This is a genomic window from Bacillus sp. FSL M8-0063 (assembly GCF_038005545.1).
Lineage (GTDB): Bacteria > Bacillota > Bacilli > Bacillales > Bacillaceae_G > Bacillus_A > Bacillus_A wiedmannii.
On record NZ_JBBOTJ010000001.1, the window covers coordinates 1816925 to 1835270 of the forward strand.

General features: G+C 34.0%; 17 protein-coding genes and 1 pseudogene. 15 read left to right on the forward strand and 3 right to left on the reverse strand.

Annotated elements, in window-relative coordinates; translation table 11 throughout:
- Nucleotides 1-309: 309 nt before the first annotated feature.
- From MKX31_RS09175 to MKX31_RS09205, 7 genes and pseudogenes are all read left to right on the forward strand, one after another.
- On the forward strand, nt 310-1164 hold the full coding sequence (locus tag MKX31_RS09175) for a phosphatase PAP2 family protein (RefSeq protein WP_103655305.1): 855 nt from the start codon (nt 310-312) through the stop codon (nt 1162-1164).
- Between the two features lie 138 nt (nt 1165-1302).
- Nucleotides 1303-2265 carry an ABC transporter substrate-binding protein gene (locus MKX31_RS09180; protein WP_340980659.1) on the forward strand — a complete coding sequence of 321 codons (963 nt, stop codon included), beginning with the start codon at nt 1303-1305 and terminating at the stop codon, nt 2263-2265.
- Nucleotides 2266-2395: 130 nt separating this feature from the next.
- Entirely contained in the window at nt 2396-3271 is an 876-nt protein-coding gene (gene dat / locus MKX31_RS09185) for a D-amino-acid transaminase (RefSeq protein WP_064477356.1), read from the forward strand.
- Between the two features lie 98 nt (nt 3272-3369).
- Complete coding sequence (locus MKX31_RS09190; RefSeq protein WP_064477355.1) at nt 3370-4017, forward strand: nitroreductase family protein; 648 nt, start codon at nt 3370-3372, stop codon at nt 4015-4017.
- A 258-nt stretch (nt 4018-4275) separates the two neighbouring features.
- Complete coding sequence (locus MKX31_RS09195) at nt 4276-4764, forward strand: hypothetical protein (RefSeq protein WP_064477354.1); 489 nt, start codon at nt 4276-4278, stop codon at nt 4762-4764.
- 85 nt (nt 4765-4849) lie between these two features.
- Nucleotides 4850-5044: pseudogene (locus MKX31_RS09200) on the forward strand (hypothetical protein).
- 114 nt (nt 5045-5158) lie between these two features.
- On the forward strand, nt 5159-5707 hold the full coding sequence (locus MKX31_RS09205; protein ID WP_098102801.1) for a cysteine hydrolase family protein: 549 nt from the start codon (nt 5159-5161) through the stop codon (nt 5705-5707).
- Between the two features lie 35 nt (nt 5708-5742).
- On the opposite strand, the gene MKX31_RS09210 is transcribed toward MKX31_RS09205, so the two are convergent.
- On the reverse strand, nt 5743-6192 hold the full coding sequence (locus MKX31_RS09210) for an NUDIX hydrolase (RefSeq protein WP_064477352.1): 450 nt from the start codon (nt 6190-6192) through the stop codon (nt 5743-5745).
- Between the two features lie 254 nt (nt 6193-6446).
- On the opposite strand from MKX31_RS09210, the gene MKX31_RS09215 reads away from it, so the two are divergent.
- The 5 genes from MKX31_RS09215 (at nt 6447) to adhP (ending at nt 11726) form a co-directional block, all read left to right on the forward strand.
- A complete protein-coding gene (locus tag MKX31_RS09215; RefSeq protein WP_064477351.1) occupies nt 6447-7340 on the forward strand; it encodes a mechanosensitive ion channel family protein in 894 nt (297 codons plus the stop codon).
- Between the two features lie 179 nt (nt 7341-7519).
- Entirely contained in the window at nt 7520-8617 is a 1098-nt protein-coding gene (locus tag MKX31_RS09220) for a sensor histidine kinase (protein WP_176713076.1), read from the forward strand.
- Nucleotides 8618-8631: 14 nt separating this feature from the next.
- Complete coding sequence (locus tag MKX31_RS09225; protein WP_064477349.1) at nt 8632-9279, forward strand: response regulator; 648 nt, start codon at nt 8632-8634, stop codon at nt 9277-9279.
- 192 nt (nt 9280-9471) lie between these two features.
- The gene (locus MKX31_RS09230; RefSeq protein ID WP_340980663.1) at nt 9472-10326 is read left to right on the forward strand and encodes a MurR/RpiR family transcriptional regulator; all 855 of its coding nucleotides are present in this window, start codon (nt 9472-9474) and stop codon (nt 10324-10326) included.
- Between the two features lie 362 nt (nt 10327-10688).
- The gene (gene adhP, locus MKX31_RS09235; protein ID WP_340980664.1) at nt 10689-11726 is read left to right on the forward strand and encodes an alcohol dehydrogenase AdhP; all 1038 of its coding nucleotides are present in this window, start codon (nt 10689-10691) and stop codon (nt 11724-11726) included.
- Nucleotides 11727-11866: 140 nt separating this feature from the next.
- Here adhP and MKX31_RS09240 read toward each other — a convergent pair whose 3' ends face one another.
- Both MKX31_RS09240 and MKX31_RS09245 read right to left on the reverse strand, forming a co-directional pair.
- Nucleotides 11867-12886, reverse strand: coding sequence for an ABC transporter permease (locus tag MKX31_RS09240; protein WP_340980666.1), 1020 nt, complete (start codon nt 12884-12886; stop codon nt 11867-11869).
- A complete protein-coding gene (locus tag MKX31_RS09245; protein WP_340980668.1) occupies nt 12883-13785 on the reverse strand; it encodes an ABC transporter permease subunit in 903 nt (300 codons plus the stop codon). Before MKX31_RS09245 ends, MKX31_RS09240 begins: the two co-directional genes overlap by 4 nt.
- A gap of 512 nt (nt 13786-14297) precedes the next feature.
- Between MKX31_RS09245 and gntK the strand changes: the two genes are divergently transcribed.
- The 3 genes from gntK to gnd are packed head-to-tail and all read left to right on the forward strand — an operon-like array spanning nt 14298 to nt 18115.
- Complete coding sequence (gene gntK / locus MKX31_RS09250; protein WP_088046801.1) at nt 14298-15836, forward strand: gluconokinase; 1539 nt, start codon at nt 14298-14300, stop codon at nt 15834-15836.
- A 14-nt stretch (nt 15837-15850) separates the two neighbouring features.
- Entirely contained in the window at nt 15851-17200 is a 1350-nt protein-coding gene (locus tag MKX31_RS09255; RefSeq protein WP_064477346.1) for a GntP family permease, read from the forward strand.
- An 18-nt stretch (nt 17201-17218) separates the two neighbouring features.
- The gene (gene gnd, locus MKX31_RS09260; RefSeq protein WP_098110998.1) at nt 17219-18115 is read left to right on the forward strand and encodes a phosphogluconate dehydrogenase (NAD(+)-dependent, decarboxylating); all 897 of its coding nucleotides are present in this window, start codon (nt 17219-17221) and stop codon (nt 18113-18115) included.
- The last annotated feature ends 231 nt before the right edge of the window (nt 18116-18346 follow it).

The window sequence follows — 18346 nt, forward strand, 5'->3', positions numbered from 1 at the left end:
TATTTTTCTAATTGTAGTTCCATATATCAATAACACACACAAATACGAAGTGCGATGGATGCAATCTGAAATGAAATATAAGTAATGGGATAACAAGATGTATATGTTTTTGTATATAAAGCTCAAAATCCCACTAGAATTTATAAAAATGATTAGATGATTTAACATATTATCTATTATTAGTATGTGATACTATATATTCTTGATCTATAACGTAAGTAGGTGAATAAATTTGAAATGTGAATCAACTAGTTTATCTTAAGTGCTAACAAATAGTAGAAGGTGTTTTTTAGGAGGTATCGTTTTTGTATGTTTAATATTGATATGTTATTTCTTGAGTGGATGACCAGTCTGGAGGGAAGTGTGCCTACAACATTTTTTAAACTTGTATCTAGTATTGCAAATGAGACGTTGTATTTAGTTATTATTTCGATTTTATATTGGTGCGTTTCTAAAAGAAAAGCGTTTCATATGATTGTTATGCTTTGCTTCTCTGGTTATATGGGGATAGTGGTAAAGGAGTTCATGAAAATCCCACGACCGTATACATACGAGGGAATTCAAGCTTTATATGAAAAATCAGCAGCAGGTTATTCTTTTCCAAGTACACACGTCCACTTAGCTGCAACATTTTGGAGCTCACTCATGATTTTATGTAAAAAGAAAATCATTTGGATCATTGGAATTATTTTTATAATATTGGTTGCTACTTCTCGTCTATATTTACGTGTACATTGGCTCAGTGATATAATAAGTGCCGTTTTAATTAGTGTCATAGTTGTTTATTTATATACGAAAGTAACAGGGGAATTAAGTGATAGGAAATTTATATTGTTACAACGAATTGTATTGGCAGTTTCACTCATTATGTATTTTATAACAGACCAAATAGATAATTTAAAGTTACTTGGAGTTGTGACAGGTTCTACGATTGGTATAATATTAGAAAATCACTTTATTAAAATAAATGAAAATAATAATTTAAAAATGCAAGTGATAAAAACAGTATTAGGCCTTAGTGTCATGCTAATAATGCAGTTTATACTAAAAAAAGTAATACCTGATATGTATTATGTACGTTATGTATTGACTGGAATTACAATTACTTTCTTATGTCCATTTATTTTTTATATGCTACGGTTAAAAAATGTGAGTAGCAAATAAGTAAAGAAGTATTTTGAATAAAGATGAGGTCTGAATTATATATATTAAAAAAGTTTTCTGATATATCTATTGACAATGTATGAGATATACATTACTCTTTAAAATGTAAATGATAATCAATTTCAACTAGGAGGACTTATGACACGCACTAAAAATATGTTTATATTTTGCATTATGTTACTAACGATCATAATTGCAGGATGTAGTAAAGAAGAGAAGAAAGAAAATGATACATCAGCTAAAGCAAAAGATTCATATACGATAAAACATGCAATGGGCGAAACGACAGTAAATGGTACGCCAAAAAGAGTTGTTGTTTTAACAAATGAGGGTGCTGAGGCACTTTTAAGTGTTGGAGTAATGCCAGTTGGAACTACAAAACCACGAGCTGGTGATGAATGGTATTCTCATTTAGCGAAAGAGTTAAAAAATACGAAAGTAGTAGGAACAGAGCGTGACATTAATTTAGAGGCAGTAATGAAGCTTAAGCCGGATTTAATTATCGGAAATAAAATGCGTCACGAAAAAATATACGAGCAGTTAAAAGAAATCGCGCCAACAGTATATGCTGAAACATTGCGCGGTGATTGGAAAGAAAACTTTACGCTTTATACAAAAGCTGTAAATAAAGAAAAAGAAGGACAAAATGCTCTTAATGATTATAAAAAGCGTATTGCAGGAATAAAAGAACAATTAGGTGATAAAATTAACTCTAAAGTTTCAATTATTCGCTTCGTCCCAGGTGATGTTCGTATTTATCAAAAAAATTCATTCTCAGGCGTTGTATTAAATGATATTGGATTTAAACGACCACCACTACAAGATAAAGATGAATTTGCGATAAAAGGAATTACAAAAGAACAAATTCCAAATATGGACGGGGACTATTTATTCTATTTCACATCTGATAAAGATGCGGATAAGAATAATGAAGGAAACACGTTAGCGAAAGAATGGATAGAAGATCCGCTCTTTAAGCAGTTACAGGCTTCTAAAGATAATAAAGTATTCCAAGTAGATGAAGTGATTTGGAATACAGCAGGTGGTATTGTAGCTGCAAACCTTATGTTAGATGATATTGAAAAATATTTTCTAAAGTAAATAAATGGTCAAGTACATCACTGTAAATGAGTGATGTACTTTTTTAATTATAAAATACAGAAAATTCCTTCTTTTGATCGTGGATAAGTTGTACAATTAAAACAATTCTGGAATAAAGGAGTGGGAATGAATGAAAGCTACTCATAAAGATTGGATTTTGTTTAATGGAAGAATTGTAAATACGAAGGAAGAACAGCCGATGATTCCATTGGAGGAGAGAGGCTTTCAATTTGGTGATGGTATATACGAGGTATTCAGACTATATGATGGGAAGCCACATTTATTAGATCTACATTTGGAACGATTCTTTAATTCTATGGAAGAAATAAAACTAATTCCACCTTTTACTAAGAAGGAGTTAGTGGAAGAGTTGCATCAAATGATTGAAAAAAATCAATTTCAAGAAGATGGGAATGTATATTTGCAAATATCAAGAGGTGCTCAAGCACGTAATCATGTATATGAGTCAAATATGCAACCAACATATTTTGCAAATATTGTTTCGTTTCCAAGACCAATTGCTGCTATGGAACGAGGAGTAAAAGTTACTGTAGAAGAGGATATAAGATGGAAGTTCTGTCATATAAAATCTTTAAATCTGCTACCTAATATTATGATTAAAAATAAAATAAACGAACAAGGCTATCAAGAAGCGATATTAGTACGAGATGGAATTGTAACTGAAGGGTGTCATTCAAATTTCTTTATGGTGAAGAATAATAAATTGATTACACATCCGGCTGACAATTTCATTCTACACGGCATTACACGTCACTTCGTTATTACATTAGCGAAAGAGTTACATATTGAAGTAGAAGAACGAGAATTTTCACTACAAGAAGTATATGAGGCTGATGAGTGCTTCTTTACAGCGACACCACTTGAAATATTCCCAGTCGTTCAAATAGGTGATGAACAGTTTAGAACCGGCGAAAGAGGATCGATTACAAAGAAACTCCAAGTTGCATATGAAGAAAGTATTCGTTTGTTTAAAGTTACGAACTAATATTGAAGAAAAAAGCTGGTATTCCTCCAGCTTTTTTTCATGATATAATTCAAGCATAGGACCAGATTTGAAAACGCTGTAAAAAGGGGATTTAATGTATGAATTATGAAGATTTTAAAGAAGTAATTCACGGTAGACGAAGTGTTAGGAAGTTCACAGAACAAGAAGTATCCACTAGTGATATAAAAGAAATTATTGATTGTGCTCGTTATGCACCGAGTGATACAAACTCACAAACTTGGGAATTCTTGGTCATTATGAACCGAGAGAAAATTAAAGAAATTGAACAAATGACATGGGATGCATTACATAAACTTGCGGCAAAAGCGGCAGAAAACGGAGAAGAGAAAGCAGGGAAATTACTTACACGTTCTTTCGGACCATATGCAACAGCTTTCTCGGAGGCGCCAGTATTAATCGTATGTTTGGCAACACCATATGAATCAAAGTTTCGTGAAAAGATTTTTGATCCAATTGCTTTTGTTCCAGATTCAGTTTGGGAAGAAGAAGGAATTAAGAGTAGCTGTTTAGCGGCACAAAACTTAATGTTGGCTGCATATGCGAAGGGGCTTGGTACTTGCCCGATGACAGGACCGGTATTGTTAGCTCAAGATGAACTACGACAATATTTACAAATTGAGCCTGAAAAACAAATAAATATGGTTATTTCACTCGGTTTTCCAAAAGATAAGCCGAAGAAACTTCCAAGGAAAGAAGTAGATGAGATTACAACATTTGTTTTTTAAAGCCCAAAATAAAAAGACATTGAATGAACAATGTCTTTTTATTTTGGACAGGTATGTAATTCATCTGTTGGGCTAAAATGATAGATAAGAGGGAATTACTATTTATTTCATAAAAAAATTAATGTTCTATTAAGGAAAGTATGATACATTAATCGTGAGCAATATTCTATTTGTTCATGAAAGTGTAAAAAGTAGTCTTAAAATTTAAAAGTTATTTTTGTATAATAAATTATAATGAAATGACAGGGGGGATGAATTTTGAAAAAATTCATAATCACTGGATTGTCTGTATTGTTATTAGTTGGTTGCGGTGCTCCGCAGGAAAAAGAGGGTACACAACCAAAGCAGGAAGAAAAAGTTGTAAACGCAAGTAATGAGAATATAGTTGTATTTCCTGAAGGAGCAGTGCCAGTCGGAGAAGGAAAAGTAAAAGTCATTACACCAGATGGCACTTCTGAGAATGGTAATATACCGGCTGTATTCATCAAAAAGGATACTTTAATTCAGCAAGTTGAATTAGAGCTTTCTAATTTTCAAAACGATAAAGAAACATTTATATTTGTAGACCAAGTGTATGCAGATAAACATCAAGTCACTAGTACAACACAGACAACAGTACAATTAAAAGAAAAGACGCTTGAGACAGGTAGTCATACGATTACTGCAGTTCAGTATGAAAACAATGACCCAAAAGGAAAGGTTATTAGTTTAAATCAAGCAACATTCGAAACAAAACCAGCGTCATAAGAAGAATAAAAAGTACATTACTCAAAAAGTAGTGTACTTTTTTGTTTATACTAGAGGATGTCATGGTAAATCACTTGTTTCTACTATGACAGAGAAAGAGGCTGAAGATGTGAATCGGTGTATTCGTATCGTCTTTATTCGTATAACGATGTCATTAATTTGGTTTACGATACAAGAAGTAATTCAAATTACGCTCAATTAACAAATTCATGATTTGTTAAAAGGAGCTATTTGTTTTACCATTGTTTATCTATCATATGATAAACTCGGATTAAGGTAAGTTTTGAGGGAAATATGTAGGTATTTCATTTGAAATGTCGAATAGTACATACGATGTCGTAATAACAAATTTTCTATTGTTTACTGTGAAACAGAAGAAGGGGAGATAGTAGTTATGAAACGAGCGCTTATTAATATTGATTATACATATGATTTTGTAGCTGAAAAAGGTGCTTTAACATGCGGGAAACCAGGACAAGAAATTGAGAAGGAAATTGTCCATATAACGAAGCAATATATTGAAAATGGAGATTATGTTGTCTTTGCGATTGATAAACACGAAGAAAACGATGTATACCATCCAGAATCAAAGTTATTCCCGCCTCATAACATAGCTGGTACAAATGGGAGAGATTTGTTTGGTGAATTACAAGAAGTGTACGAAACATATAAAAATGCAGAGAATGTATATTATATGGATAAAACACGATATAGTGCATTTGCAGGAACAGACTTAGAAATGAAGTTACGAGAAAGAGGAATAGAAGAAGTTCATCTTGTAGGTGTTTGTACTGATATTTGTGTTCTTCACACAGCAGTAGACGCTTATAATAAAGGATTTAAAATCGTAGTTTATAAAAAGGCAGTTGCATCTTTTAATGCGCAAGGACATGAATTTGCACTTGGACATTTTAAGTCATGCTTACATGCAGAAGTGAAGTGAAAAAAAGAGGCCTTTAAAAAGGTCTCTTTTTTCGTTTAAATTGTGACGACGTTTTGCTCGATTAGTTTTTTTATGAATGGACTAATTTTTTCTGGTAATCCATTTAAATTAAAAAATTGTACATGCAATGATTCAAACCCATCAGCTTTTAACGTACCACCTGTAATATTTTTGCAAAGGTATGCGATTGTTATAGGGTAAAATTCATCTCCGTTCGGTAATTTCACAAAAAATTCTTTTCCGGAAAATACATGTATTAACTGTAAAGTTCCTATTTCAATCCCTGTTTCTTCAAGAACTTCACGTCTTCCGGCTTCTTCTGTTGATTCACCAAGTTCAACAAATCCACCGGGAACACCCCAAACACCATTTCGCCTTTGTTGTAGTAATATTTGTCCTTGTTCATTGAAAACAGCTACAGCAACGCCAGCTAGATTGAGTGGTCTTGATCCAATAATTTCTCTTAGTTCTTCGATATAGCCCATTGTTAGTTAACCTCCGCGAGTCAAAATATTTTCAAATGAACAATTCGGCGTTGTGTTAATATTCCCCTTTTTGTTTAGGTAAGTATTGAGGTCTTAACATAAAGGCATTTATAAAAAATTCTATTGTTATCTCCCTTTAGATAATAAAAAAGGGTATATTTATAGAAGAAAGTGTAACAAGTTTTAAGGAAATCAAAAGGTATGACAATAAATTAGTTTTTCATGAAATTTTCATTAGTTAAGGGTGTGGATGGATGAGTGTATTAACGTATACTGAAGAATTTTTTAATTATGTAAGAGAGTTTTTACTTTTAAGATTTTTACTATTTGCTTTAGTTTTAATCATTATCTCTTTTGTAATCAACCGAATTATTGATTGGTTTTTTAGGAAATCAAGCTTTTTTGATGAAGAGGTAGAGCAAACGATTCAAAGTGTGATTCGATCTATTTTTAGATATATCATTATCATCAGTCTAATCATATATTTAATTAGCCAATTTGTAGATATAAAAAGTATCATTGCAGGTGCAGGGATAGCGGGAGTTGTTATTGGTTTTGCTGCACAACAGATGTTAAAAGATGTTATATTAGGCTTTGCGAGATTAGCGGACAAAGAGTTTCGTGTTGGCGATTTTGTTACTTTTAACGGAACAAATTCAGGAACAATTGAGGAAATTAGTATTCGTTTTATGCAAATTCGTGAATGGTCAGGAAAACTCCTTACGATACCACACGGAGAGATTAGGACGATACAAAATTTTAATAAAGGATGGATGCGCGTAATTGAACGGATTACGGTAAGCTATCAGGAAGACCCTACAAGAGTTAAGGAATTGTTAGAAGAAGTTTGTGTTAACTGCAATGAAAAATTCGCTCCAAATCTTTATAAAGTAGAAGATGAAGCTGTGGAACCGTTTAAATACGTTGGTGTTACAGATTTAAATCCGAATCTTAAATACGTTGGATATGAATTTTGTATTACAGGTTTAATAAAGCCGGAAGATTATTTTGAAATTTCTAGACAAGTAAGATTTGAATTAATGTCTATGTTCCATAAGAATCAAGTGCAAATGCCATCAGCAAATATGTTCATTACTACTGAAAGTATACAGCATGCCCATGGTGGACAATCTTTATCGGACAGCTAAAATAGAATAGTTTGTTAACAAAAATCTAGCTTCCAACATTGGATAGAAAAACAATAATAAAATGATTAAAATAAAGAAAGAACTGAAGGAATTCAGTTCTTTCTTTATTTGTAGAATTTAGAAATTTCTTAATGTTATAATGATAGATGGTGATGAAAATGAACTTTGAAGAAAAAGAGATGTATCGTTTAGAAGCATTAAAAGCAATTGCAGAATTATTAAATGAAGCAACAGACTTACAAGACATGTTAGAAAAAGTGTTACATACATTGTTACAAGTTATGAATTTACAAACAGGGTGGATTTTTTTTATTGATGAAAGTGGAAAGCACCGTATGCTTGTAGATGAAAACTTACCGCCAGCTCTTACGTGGCAAGAGAAGAAGCCAATGTGTGAAGGAGACTGTTGGTGTGTAGAGCGCTTTGTGAATGGCAGATTGGAAAAAGCGACAAATATTATTGAATGTAAGCGAATAGAGGATGCGATTGAATGTAATTGGGGAGAGACCGAAGATGTTACGCATCATGCGACAATTCCCCTTAGGTCTGGATCGGAGAAATTTGGTCTATTAAATGTGGCCTCGCCTCAAAAAACACATTTTTCAGAGGAAGAATTAGCATTATTAGAATCGATTGCATTTCAAATAGGAACGACAATACAACGTATTCAGTTAGTGGAGAAAGAACGTAAATATGTAGTGGTAGCTGAAAGAAATCGATTAGCTCGTGATTTACATGATTCAGTAAAACAATTGTTATTTTCTATTATGCTAACAGCAAAAGGTACTTTAAATATGACGCAAGATAGAGACTTGCAAGAGATGTTGAGCTATATTGGAGAATTATCACAGGAAGCATTACAAGAAATGACACTTTTAATTTGGCAATTAAGACCGGAAGGGTTAGAGAAAGGTTTAGCAGAGGCGATTAAAAATTATGGTAAGTTGTTAGGGATTCACGTGGAAGTTCGAATTGATGGAATGGTTTCAATTGGAGATGAAATAGAAGAAGTTTTATGGCGTATTAGTCAAGAAGCAATACATAATTGTAAAAAACACGCTTTATGTGAAAAAGTAAATATTCTTTTGAAAATAGAAAATAATCAGTTGTATTTTTACATAGAGGATAACGGAATAGGATTTATACAAGATCACGTAAGAGAGTCAGCGCTCGGTTTAAAAAGTATGAAGGAACGTATTCAGTTAATGAGGGGATCATTTCAAATAAAAACTGAGCTGAAAAAGGGTACGAAAATTGAAATTCAATTGCCGGTTTAAAGGGGAGAAGAAGATTGAAGATTAAATTACTACTAGTTGAGGATCATCATATCGTTCGAAGAGGACTTGTATTCTTTTTAAAAACGAGAGAAGAATTTGAAATAGTTGGGGAAGCAGAAAATGGTGAAGAGGCATTAACATTCATTCAAACGGAAAGACCAGATGTAGTATTAATGGATCTATCAATGCCGAAGATGGATGGTATAGAAGCAACAAAACGGATAAAAAAATATGATGAAACAATAAAGATACTTATATTAAGCAGTTTTTCAGAGCAAGACTATGTTTTACCAGCACTGGAGGCTGGAGCAGATGGTTATCAATTAAAAGAAGTACAACCTGAGCAACTTGTTGCTTCTATCATTGCAGTACATCAAGGAAATGCGAATTTTCATCCGAAAGTAACACCGGCACTATTAGGACGGTCAGCAGAAAAGAAAGAAAAAGAAAACCCTTTTTCCATGTTAACGAAAAGAGAGCAAGAAGTACTTCGTGAAATCGCGAAAGGGCGAAGTAATAAAGAAATTGCAGCAGAGCTTCATATTACAGAACAGACTGTGAAAACACATGTTTCAAATGTTTTAGCTAAATTGGAAGTAGATGATCGTACGCAAGCTGCATTATATGCGGTGAAGCATGGAGGAAATAATAAATATGAATAATTATGTACCATGTAACGACAGAATACATAGGAGTATTTAAAATTTATCAAGCTATTTGCGGGCTTATAATCAGTGGGAGATGTACAATACTCTCACTGATTAAAGTTTCAATGTATAGTAGTGCCAAATAAAGGTTTTTCTTCTTTCGATAATTAGGTACAATAAAGCTACGATGGAAGGGGAAGATATGCTATGCCAGGTACAAGAAGTGGGATTGGTAAGATTCAGGCTTCGTTAAACGGTTTATCACCGAAATTGCGAAGTATTGCCGAACATATATTGAAACATCCACAAGATGTTGTACATAAATCTATTACAGAATTAGCTGAAGTTACGAATAGTTCTGAAGCTACGATATTCCGCTTATGTAAGCACCTTGGTTTTCAAGGTTTTCAAGATTTAAAGATTACATTAGCTCGTGAAATTGTACATACTCCGATGCAAAATATTCATGAAGAAGTATCGGCGGAAGATAGTATGGTAACTGTTGCTAAAAAAGTTTTTCATTCGCATATTACAGGACTGCAAGATACATTACATTTGCTAAATGATACAGCGCTAGAGCAAGCCGTAAAGGTATTACAAGACGCAAGTCGTATTGAGTTTTATGGAAATGGTGGTTCTGGTATTATTGCGATGGATGCATATCATAAATTTATGAGAACGGGTATTTCTTGTATTGCTCATACAGATTCACATTTTCAAATTATGGGTGCGGGTTTACTTACTAAAGAAGCAGTGGTCATTGCAATTTCTCATTCTGGTAGCAATAAAGGGTTACTGGAAGCGTTAGAAGTAGCAAAAGCAAGGGGTGCTAGCATTATTGCAATTACGAGCTATCAGAAATCAGCATTAAGTCAACTTGCTGATATTACATTATATACTTCAACACGTGAGACGGAATTCCACACAGAAGCAAGTTCATCAAGATTAGCACAGTTAAGTTTATTAGATACTTTGTACGTTGGGTTATCGTTACAACGCCAAGAAGAGACGTTGCAAAATTTACAAAGTATACGTGAAACAATTTCGATGAAACGAATATAAAAAGTCCTTCAGTTGAAGGGCTTTTTATATTGGCCAATAGTCTTTTGTGAAAATTTGATGATTATAATTTCCTGTTTTAAAAAATCTTTATTAATTGAGTCTCATACTCCGCACATTGAATTCTAATAAGCTTATATATGGATGAAATTTCAGTTTTCCTTCAAATATAGTAAGAAAACATTTGGTTAATAATTCAAATATTGTTCAATATTTAACAATAGGCTTTTAAAATTACATGTTATGATGAACATGTAATGATGATTGAACACTTAAATTTGGCATAATGATTAGCCGAACCAGTGAAGACAGAAGTTGTGAGATGAACTCATTAAAATTCTAAAACACTAAAGGGGAGATCACATATGAAAGCAGTAGTAGTTAATAAAAATAGTAAAGCAAACATTGAAGTTATTGAAAAGGAATTACGTCCGTTACACTCAGGTGAAGCGCTAGTAGATGTAGAGTATTGTGGGGTTTGTCATACTGATTTACACGTTGCAAATCATGATTTTGGAAACACAGATGGCCGTATTCTTGGTCATGAGGGTGTAGGTATTGTTACGAAAATTGCTGATGATGTAACTTCACTAAAGGTAGGTGACCGTGTAAGTATTGCATGGATGTTCCAATCTTGTGGACGTTGTGAATATTGCGTAACAGGTAGAGAAACATTTTGCCGTGAAGTTAAGAACGCTGGTTATTCAGTAGATGGTGGTATGGCAGAACAATGTATCGTTACAGCTGATTATGCGGTGAAAGTACCAGAAGGATTAGATCCTGCTCAAGCATCATCAATCACATGTGCGGGCGTAACTACATATAAAGCGATAAAAGTATCAGACATTAAACCTGGTCAACCTATCGTCATCTATGGTTGTGGTGGATTAGGTAACCTAGCTATCCAATATGCTAAAAACGTATTTGGTGCAAAGGTAATTGCAGTAGATATTAATGACGATAAATTAGCGTTAGCAAAAGAGGTTGGTGCGGATATGACTATCAATCCAATTTCTCAAGGTCCTGCTGATAAGATTGTTCAAGATGAGTTTGGTGGTGCTTATGCTGCTGTAGTAACAGCCGTTTCTAAAGTAGCATTCAACTCAGCAGTTGATGCAGTACGTGCTTGTGGTAAAGTCGTTGCAGTAGGTTTACCAGTAGAAACTATGGATTTAAACATTCCGCGACTTGTACTAGATGGAATTGAAGTAGTTGGTTCTCTAGTCGGTACTCGTAAAGACTTAGAAGAGGCATTCATGTTCGGTGCAGAAGGAAAAGTAGTGCCGATTGTTCAAACTTGTTCTCTAGATAAAGTACAAAATGTATTCGAAGAAATGGAAGAAGGTAGAATTCAAGGACGTATGGTAATCGATTTTAAACAGCATAATTGTGATTGCAAATAATTCACTTTAAATATAAAAAGCATGAGTCTAGCTAAAGACATGTAAAAAAGTTAGACAGCAGAAAGAAGATGATCCCTGCATTCAACAGGAATCATCTTCTTTTCATTCCACTACTATCAATGTCGACTAACGAGAAAGGATTAAAGGTTCACTTTATCTACAAACGAAAAAGAATCTTTACTTTTAACAATTTTTTTATGATTTGGAACGGTTTGAATTGCTACAACTTGCGAATCTCTTGCTTTCAGTGCATCTTGAATCCCGATTGTCATAAGCTTAATAAATAGAATCGTAATAAAGAATGAAACGAGAGTATACAAAATAATCCACCATGAAATATTCATTTCATAACGATTTAATCCAATAAGGCCTGCCCAATCATTCGATAGAGAAACAGGTTTGAGTACTCCGTCATAGAGTTCACGCATTTGTATCCCACCAATTATAATATCAAGCAACGCTAAATGGATAACGAGTATGAGAGTTTGGACGATATGTTCCATAAATAAAACAAATAAGCGGTCAAGTAATAAGACTCGTAAGTGTTTTTTGATAATATGAAAACGGCTAGCACCCAGTAATTGTGAACTTAAAATATAATCTTGTTTCATAAATTCATCAACCTCTGAGGATATATATAAAGAAAGTGTAGGCAGAGCGACGAAAATAAGTACAAGTACTTGATAAAATGCAAATGAAATATTTGGATCTAATCTATCAGCATTTGATATGATTACAATATTAACGGGCGTGATGAGTATAAATGCGATAAATAAAGTAGGAATATAGTAAAACACTTCTGAGCATGACTGGAAAAATCTCTTGAATTTTGGAGCATATAAACTTAAGAGAATTCCTATACATGTTCCGAATAAAATTCGAAAGAAGCTAATTGCCACAGCTAATAAGATAGTGAATTTTGCTCCTTCTATAATTTGTAAGAAAACAGACTCTCCAAAACGATCAGATCCAAAAGGCGGTATTAACGATGGTGGAAAGGGGGCCTTTCCAAGTAATTCGTTATTGTCATTGTAAAGTAACTGAGGAGGTTTTGGGATGTTATCTTTAAAGAACCAACTATAAATAAAACTAGCTGAAACAAGTATGAATAAATAAGTAAAGCCGATTAAAAAGCGTTTTGATTTCCAAATAGATTTCATAAAGCTGCTCCTTTCAATTGCTTTTGCCATCTATTCATCATGAAAGAGATTATTTGAAAAATGGCATAAAACGGTAAGATAATCATGACAAGTATGATAAATGCAGCTGGAGGTGAAATAAACGCCTTTTTAAATAAAAATTGAATAATGCCTTGCATATTAAAAACAAATTCTAAAATAAATAAGTTAGAAAGTAAGAAAACAAAAATCGTTTTTAAATGGTGGAAGAAGTGGATAGATATATTTTTGAATAAATGAATGCATAGTATATAACTTGATGAAAACCCTTTTCCATATGCAACCTCTACGTAATGTTTTCCATGTTCTTCTTTTATGTATAACACCATCGTCCGAAACATTTGTAATGTAGGTAAGACAGCTAAAGATAAAATAGGGAGTAAATAAGCTCGATTTTCATTAAAAGAAATAATGGTGACAGGTAATTCCCCGAATTTCCGCAGTAACCATATGAAAAATATTTGTAAACAAATCATCATCATCATATCAGGGACAGCTTCTAATATGAACACAATTCGGTTTATCCATTTTTTTATATAATCTTTTGCTAAAAAATAAAAAAATGCCATGCTAGATGAGATAAAGAGCGCAAGCAAAAAGGCTACAAATAATATAATAAACGAATATAGGTAAGGTTCTAAAACAGTTGGAAATAATGGTGTTGTTTTTAAATGACCAAACTTTGGGTCTGATCCTATAACCAACAATGATTCAGGTGAGAAAACCTGTTTTAACATAGTAACGATCTGGTTAAAAAAATAAATTGGTTGAAAGGTGAATCCTTGTTGAGTGATAAATAAATAAGGTAAATTTAATAATAGTAACAGTGATAAAAGAATGGATGAAAGCTTAATTGTGAATTGAGATATTTTATGTAACATTAAATCCCTCCGACATCTTTTTACAACATTATACAATAATGTCTAAAAAATTGTTTTATTTTTCTGAAAAATATAAATACTATTTGATTTTATAGCATGGAACATATATTTACAAGTTAATAAAGTGATAGTAGGATACGCGCTCTAAGACTATTAAGAGAAAAGTACGAGAGAACTTAATACAATAAAAACGAGCAAAGTGCACAAAGTTTCCATTGAGGAGGTAGTTGCTGTACAACTCCTTTTTCATGCAAATAAGTAGAATGTATGGAAGGAGTATATATGTGTTGTTAATGAAAGAAAAAGAGTGTGTTGCGCAACGAATAGAACGCAACTTTACCGCAGGGAAAAGCTAAATTTAGTATGTAAGTGAAATGGAATGAGGGGATTTATTTTTTGTGATGAAAAAAATTTTCTTTTTAAAACTTGATTAATGAAAAAATATTTTATATACTAATTCATGTAAACGGTTTACTAGTTCGTATTTTACTAGAAACGAAGGGAAGATTCGCATGGAAACAAGGGGGAGAGTAATCGGGATTGATATCGGTACCACAAGTACAAAAACGGTTGTGTTCACAGAAAAAGGAAAAGTCGTTGCATCACATGCAGTTGATTATCCAATTATTCAACCGAACGTCGGATGGGCTGAGCAAGATCCTGATGTAATATGTGCTGCTGTATACAAAACTGTAAGCGTTGCCATTGAAAAAGGTAACGTGTTACCAGAAGATATTTCGTCAATCGGTATTAGTACAGCGATGCACTCATTAATTGCAGTAGATGAAAACAGTACGCCATTAACGCGTTCTATCATTTGGGCAGATAATCGAAGTACGAAGCAATCAGAAAAATTATTACAACATATGAATGGGCATGAAATTTATAGACGAACGGGTACACCAGTTCATCCGATGTCGCCGCTTTCTAAATTATTGTGGATGAAAGAGGAAGAGCCAGAATTATATAGGAGCGCTTATAAATTTATTTCCATTAAAGAATATGTTATTTATCAATTATTTTCACGCTACGTAGTGGATTATTCAATTGCATCTGCTACTGGGTTATTTAATTTAGAAACATTAAACTGGGATGAAGATGTTTTAACGATGTTACATATGTCACCAGAACAATTATCAACACCTGTGCCAACTACATATATTTTATCGGGTATGAAACCTGAATTAGCACAGAAGATGGGCATTCGTGAAGATACGCCAGTTGTTATTGGTGCAAGTGATGGTGTTCTTGCGAATGTAGGCGTTGGGGCAATATCGCCTGGCTCAGCTGCAATTACAATTGGTACAAGTGGTGCAGTTCGAACAATTTCATCAAGTGTTAATACAGATGAAAAAGGAAGAACGTTTTGTTATGCATTAACAGACGAGCACTGGGTGATTGGCGGACCAACGAATAACGGCGGAATATTACTGAGATGGTTACGTGATGAATTTGGTAGCCCAGAACAAGAAGTTGCAAGGAAGCTTGGCATTGATCCGTATGATTTATTAATTAAGTATGCGGAAAGTGTACCAGCTGGAGCGGGTGGATTGCTATTTTTACCGTTTCTATCTGGAGAACGTGCACCTTACTGGAATGCAAATGCTCGTGGTACATTCTTTGGAATAAACCTTCAGCATAAACGAGAACATTTTATACGTGCAGTCATGGAAGGTGTTTGTATGAGCGTATATTCTGTTGCACTCGCAATCAGGGATTGTACAGGGCCACTTACTGAAATACGCGTTTCAGGAGGTTTTGCGAAATCTGCATTTTGGAGACAAATGTTATCCGATATGATGGGAAAAGAATTGCTTGTTCCTGAAAGTCATGAAGCATCTGCGCTTGGGGCAGCGGCAGTTGCTTTATATGCTGTAGGAAAAATTGATTCTCTTGAAGAGGTAAAGGATTGGATTGATATTGTTCATCATCATGTACCGAATAAAGAAAATACGGCTATATATTTAGAAATGTTTTATATGTATGAACGACTTTACAATCGCTTGAAAGAAGAATTTGATTGTATAGCTGCTTTCCAACGTAAACAATAGGGGGATTGGGAGAAATGGTAGTTGGAATCGTACTAGCGGCAGTTGTCATACTACTTTTACTTATTACGGTAGTAAAATGGCATCCGTTTGTCGCGTTAATATTAACAGCAATTGGTGTAGGGCTAGCAATGGGAATGCCATTGATTGGAACTTCACCAAAAGATCCAGGGATTATCGATTCTATTAAACTAGGGCTTGGTAATACGTTAGGGTTTTTAGCGATAGTTTTAGCATTAGGAACGATGCTTGGAAAAATGATGGCCGAATCTGGCGGTGCTGAACGAATTGCTACCACATTAATAGATCGTTTTGGGAAGAAACGTGTTCACTGGGCGATGATGTTCGTTGCATTTTTAGTAGGGATTCCAGTATTTTTCCAAGTTGGATTTGTACTACTAATTCCATTAGTATTTACAATTGCGTTAGAAACAGGGGTATCGCTTATTACAATTGGTATTCCACTAGTAGCAGGACTATCTGTTGTACACGGACTCGTTCCACCGCATCCGGCAGCGATGGCAGCGGTAGGTATTTTTAAAGCAGATGTAGGGAAAACAATTTTATATGCATTAATTGTCGGACTTCCAACTGCAATCATTTCAGGTCCGCTTTACGGGAAATGGATCGGTGCTCGTATACATAAAGAAGTACCATTAGATATAGCGGAGCAATTTATTGAAAGAGATAAGAAGAAGGAACTTCCTAGTTTCGGAAATACATTGTTTACTATTTTACTTCCAGTATTTCTTATGCTAGGTGCATCGATTGCGGAAGTAGGGCTAAGCAAAACAAGTCAACTTGCACAAGTATTGCACTTCATTGGAGATCCAATAGTCGCGTTATTAATTGCAACGATATATTCTTTCTTTAGTCTTGGTTATGCAAAAGGTTTCTCAAAAGATAAAGTATTACAATTTACAAATGATTGTTTAGGGCCAATTGCGAACATACTGTTAGTTATTGGTGCAGGCGGTGCGTTTAATAAAGTATTATTAGATTCTGGAATTGGAACGACAATCGCAGAAATGGCGAAAGAATCTCATATTTCACCGATATTATTAGGTTGGGGAATTGCGGCACTTATCCGAATTGCGACTGGATCTGCTACAGTTTCTATGATGACAGCAGCTGGAATTGTAGCACCGATTGCAGCAAGTACACCAGGTGTAAATGTTGAACTACTAGCACTTGCAACAGGTGCAGGTTCATTAATTTTATCACATGTAAATGATTCTGGGTTTTGGATGATTAAAGAGTATTTCGGAATGACTGTGAAAGAAACATTATTAACATGGACTGCAATGGAGACGATATTATCTGTTGTAGCACTTGGACTAATTTCGTTATTAAATATATTTGTATAGAATGGGAGATTGATGAATATGAAACTAGGTTTAATTGGATTAGGAAAAATGGGATTCCCATTAGCAGAACATTTATATGAAGACAAGCATGAAGTAGTTGTATATGACGTTAATAAAGAACTTGTTGAAAAAGCAGGGGCTTTAGGGATTACTGCTCGTCATACATTAAAAGAAATGGTTGCTGAACTAGAAGCTCCTCGTACAATTTGGGTAATGGTACCTGCGGGAGAAGTTGTAGAGTCAGTATTAAAAGATGTATATCCATTATTAGAGGAAGGCGATATCGTTATTGAAGGCGGAAATTCATTCTATAAAGATACGTTACGCCGTGCGGAAGAAGCGAAAAGATTTGGTTTACATTACGTAGATATCGGAACATCAGGAGGTGTAGAAGGAGCTAGATACGGTGCTTGCTTAATGGTTGGTGGAGAAAAAGAAATTTACGATCAATTAGAACCTTTATTTAAAGATTTAGCAGTAGAAAATGGGTATTCTTATGCAGGCCGCGTCGGAAGTGGTCATTTCTTAAAAATGGTTCATAACGGTATTGAATACGGTATGATGCAAGCAATTGCTGAAGGCTTTGAAGTGTTAGATAAAAGTGATTTTGATTTCAATTATGAAGATGTTGCAAAAGTATGGGCAAACGGATCGGTTATCCGCGGTTGGTTAATGGACTTAACTGAAAAGGCGTTTGCAGATGATCCAAAACTAGATGGCATTAAAGGTGTGATGAATTCTTCAGGAGAAGGGAAATGGACTGTGGAAACGGCACTTGAACTTCAAGCGGCAGCACCGGTAATCGCGATGTCATTATTTATGCGCTACCGTTCTCAAGAAGATGATACATTCCACGGAAAAGTAGTTTCAGCTCTTCGTAATCAGTTCGGTGGACATGAAGTTGTGAAAAAATAGGAAATGATTTTTGAAAGAAACTTGTGCAAAGGCGCAAGTTTCTTTTTTATAGTGTAAGAAATTTCTAAATTGAAAATACCAATCAATCATTATTTATTTGTACTGGATGTATCAAATATATAGTGAAGCATGAAAGATGTCCCAACATAAAAATAAGAATAAATAAAATGAAATTTTCATAAATAGTAAAAGGATGATTATGTCATCAATGTAGCTATGAAGTGGTGTTAC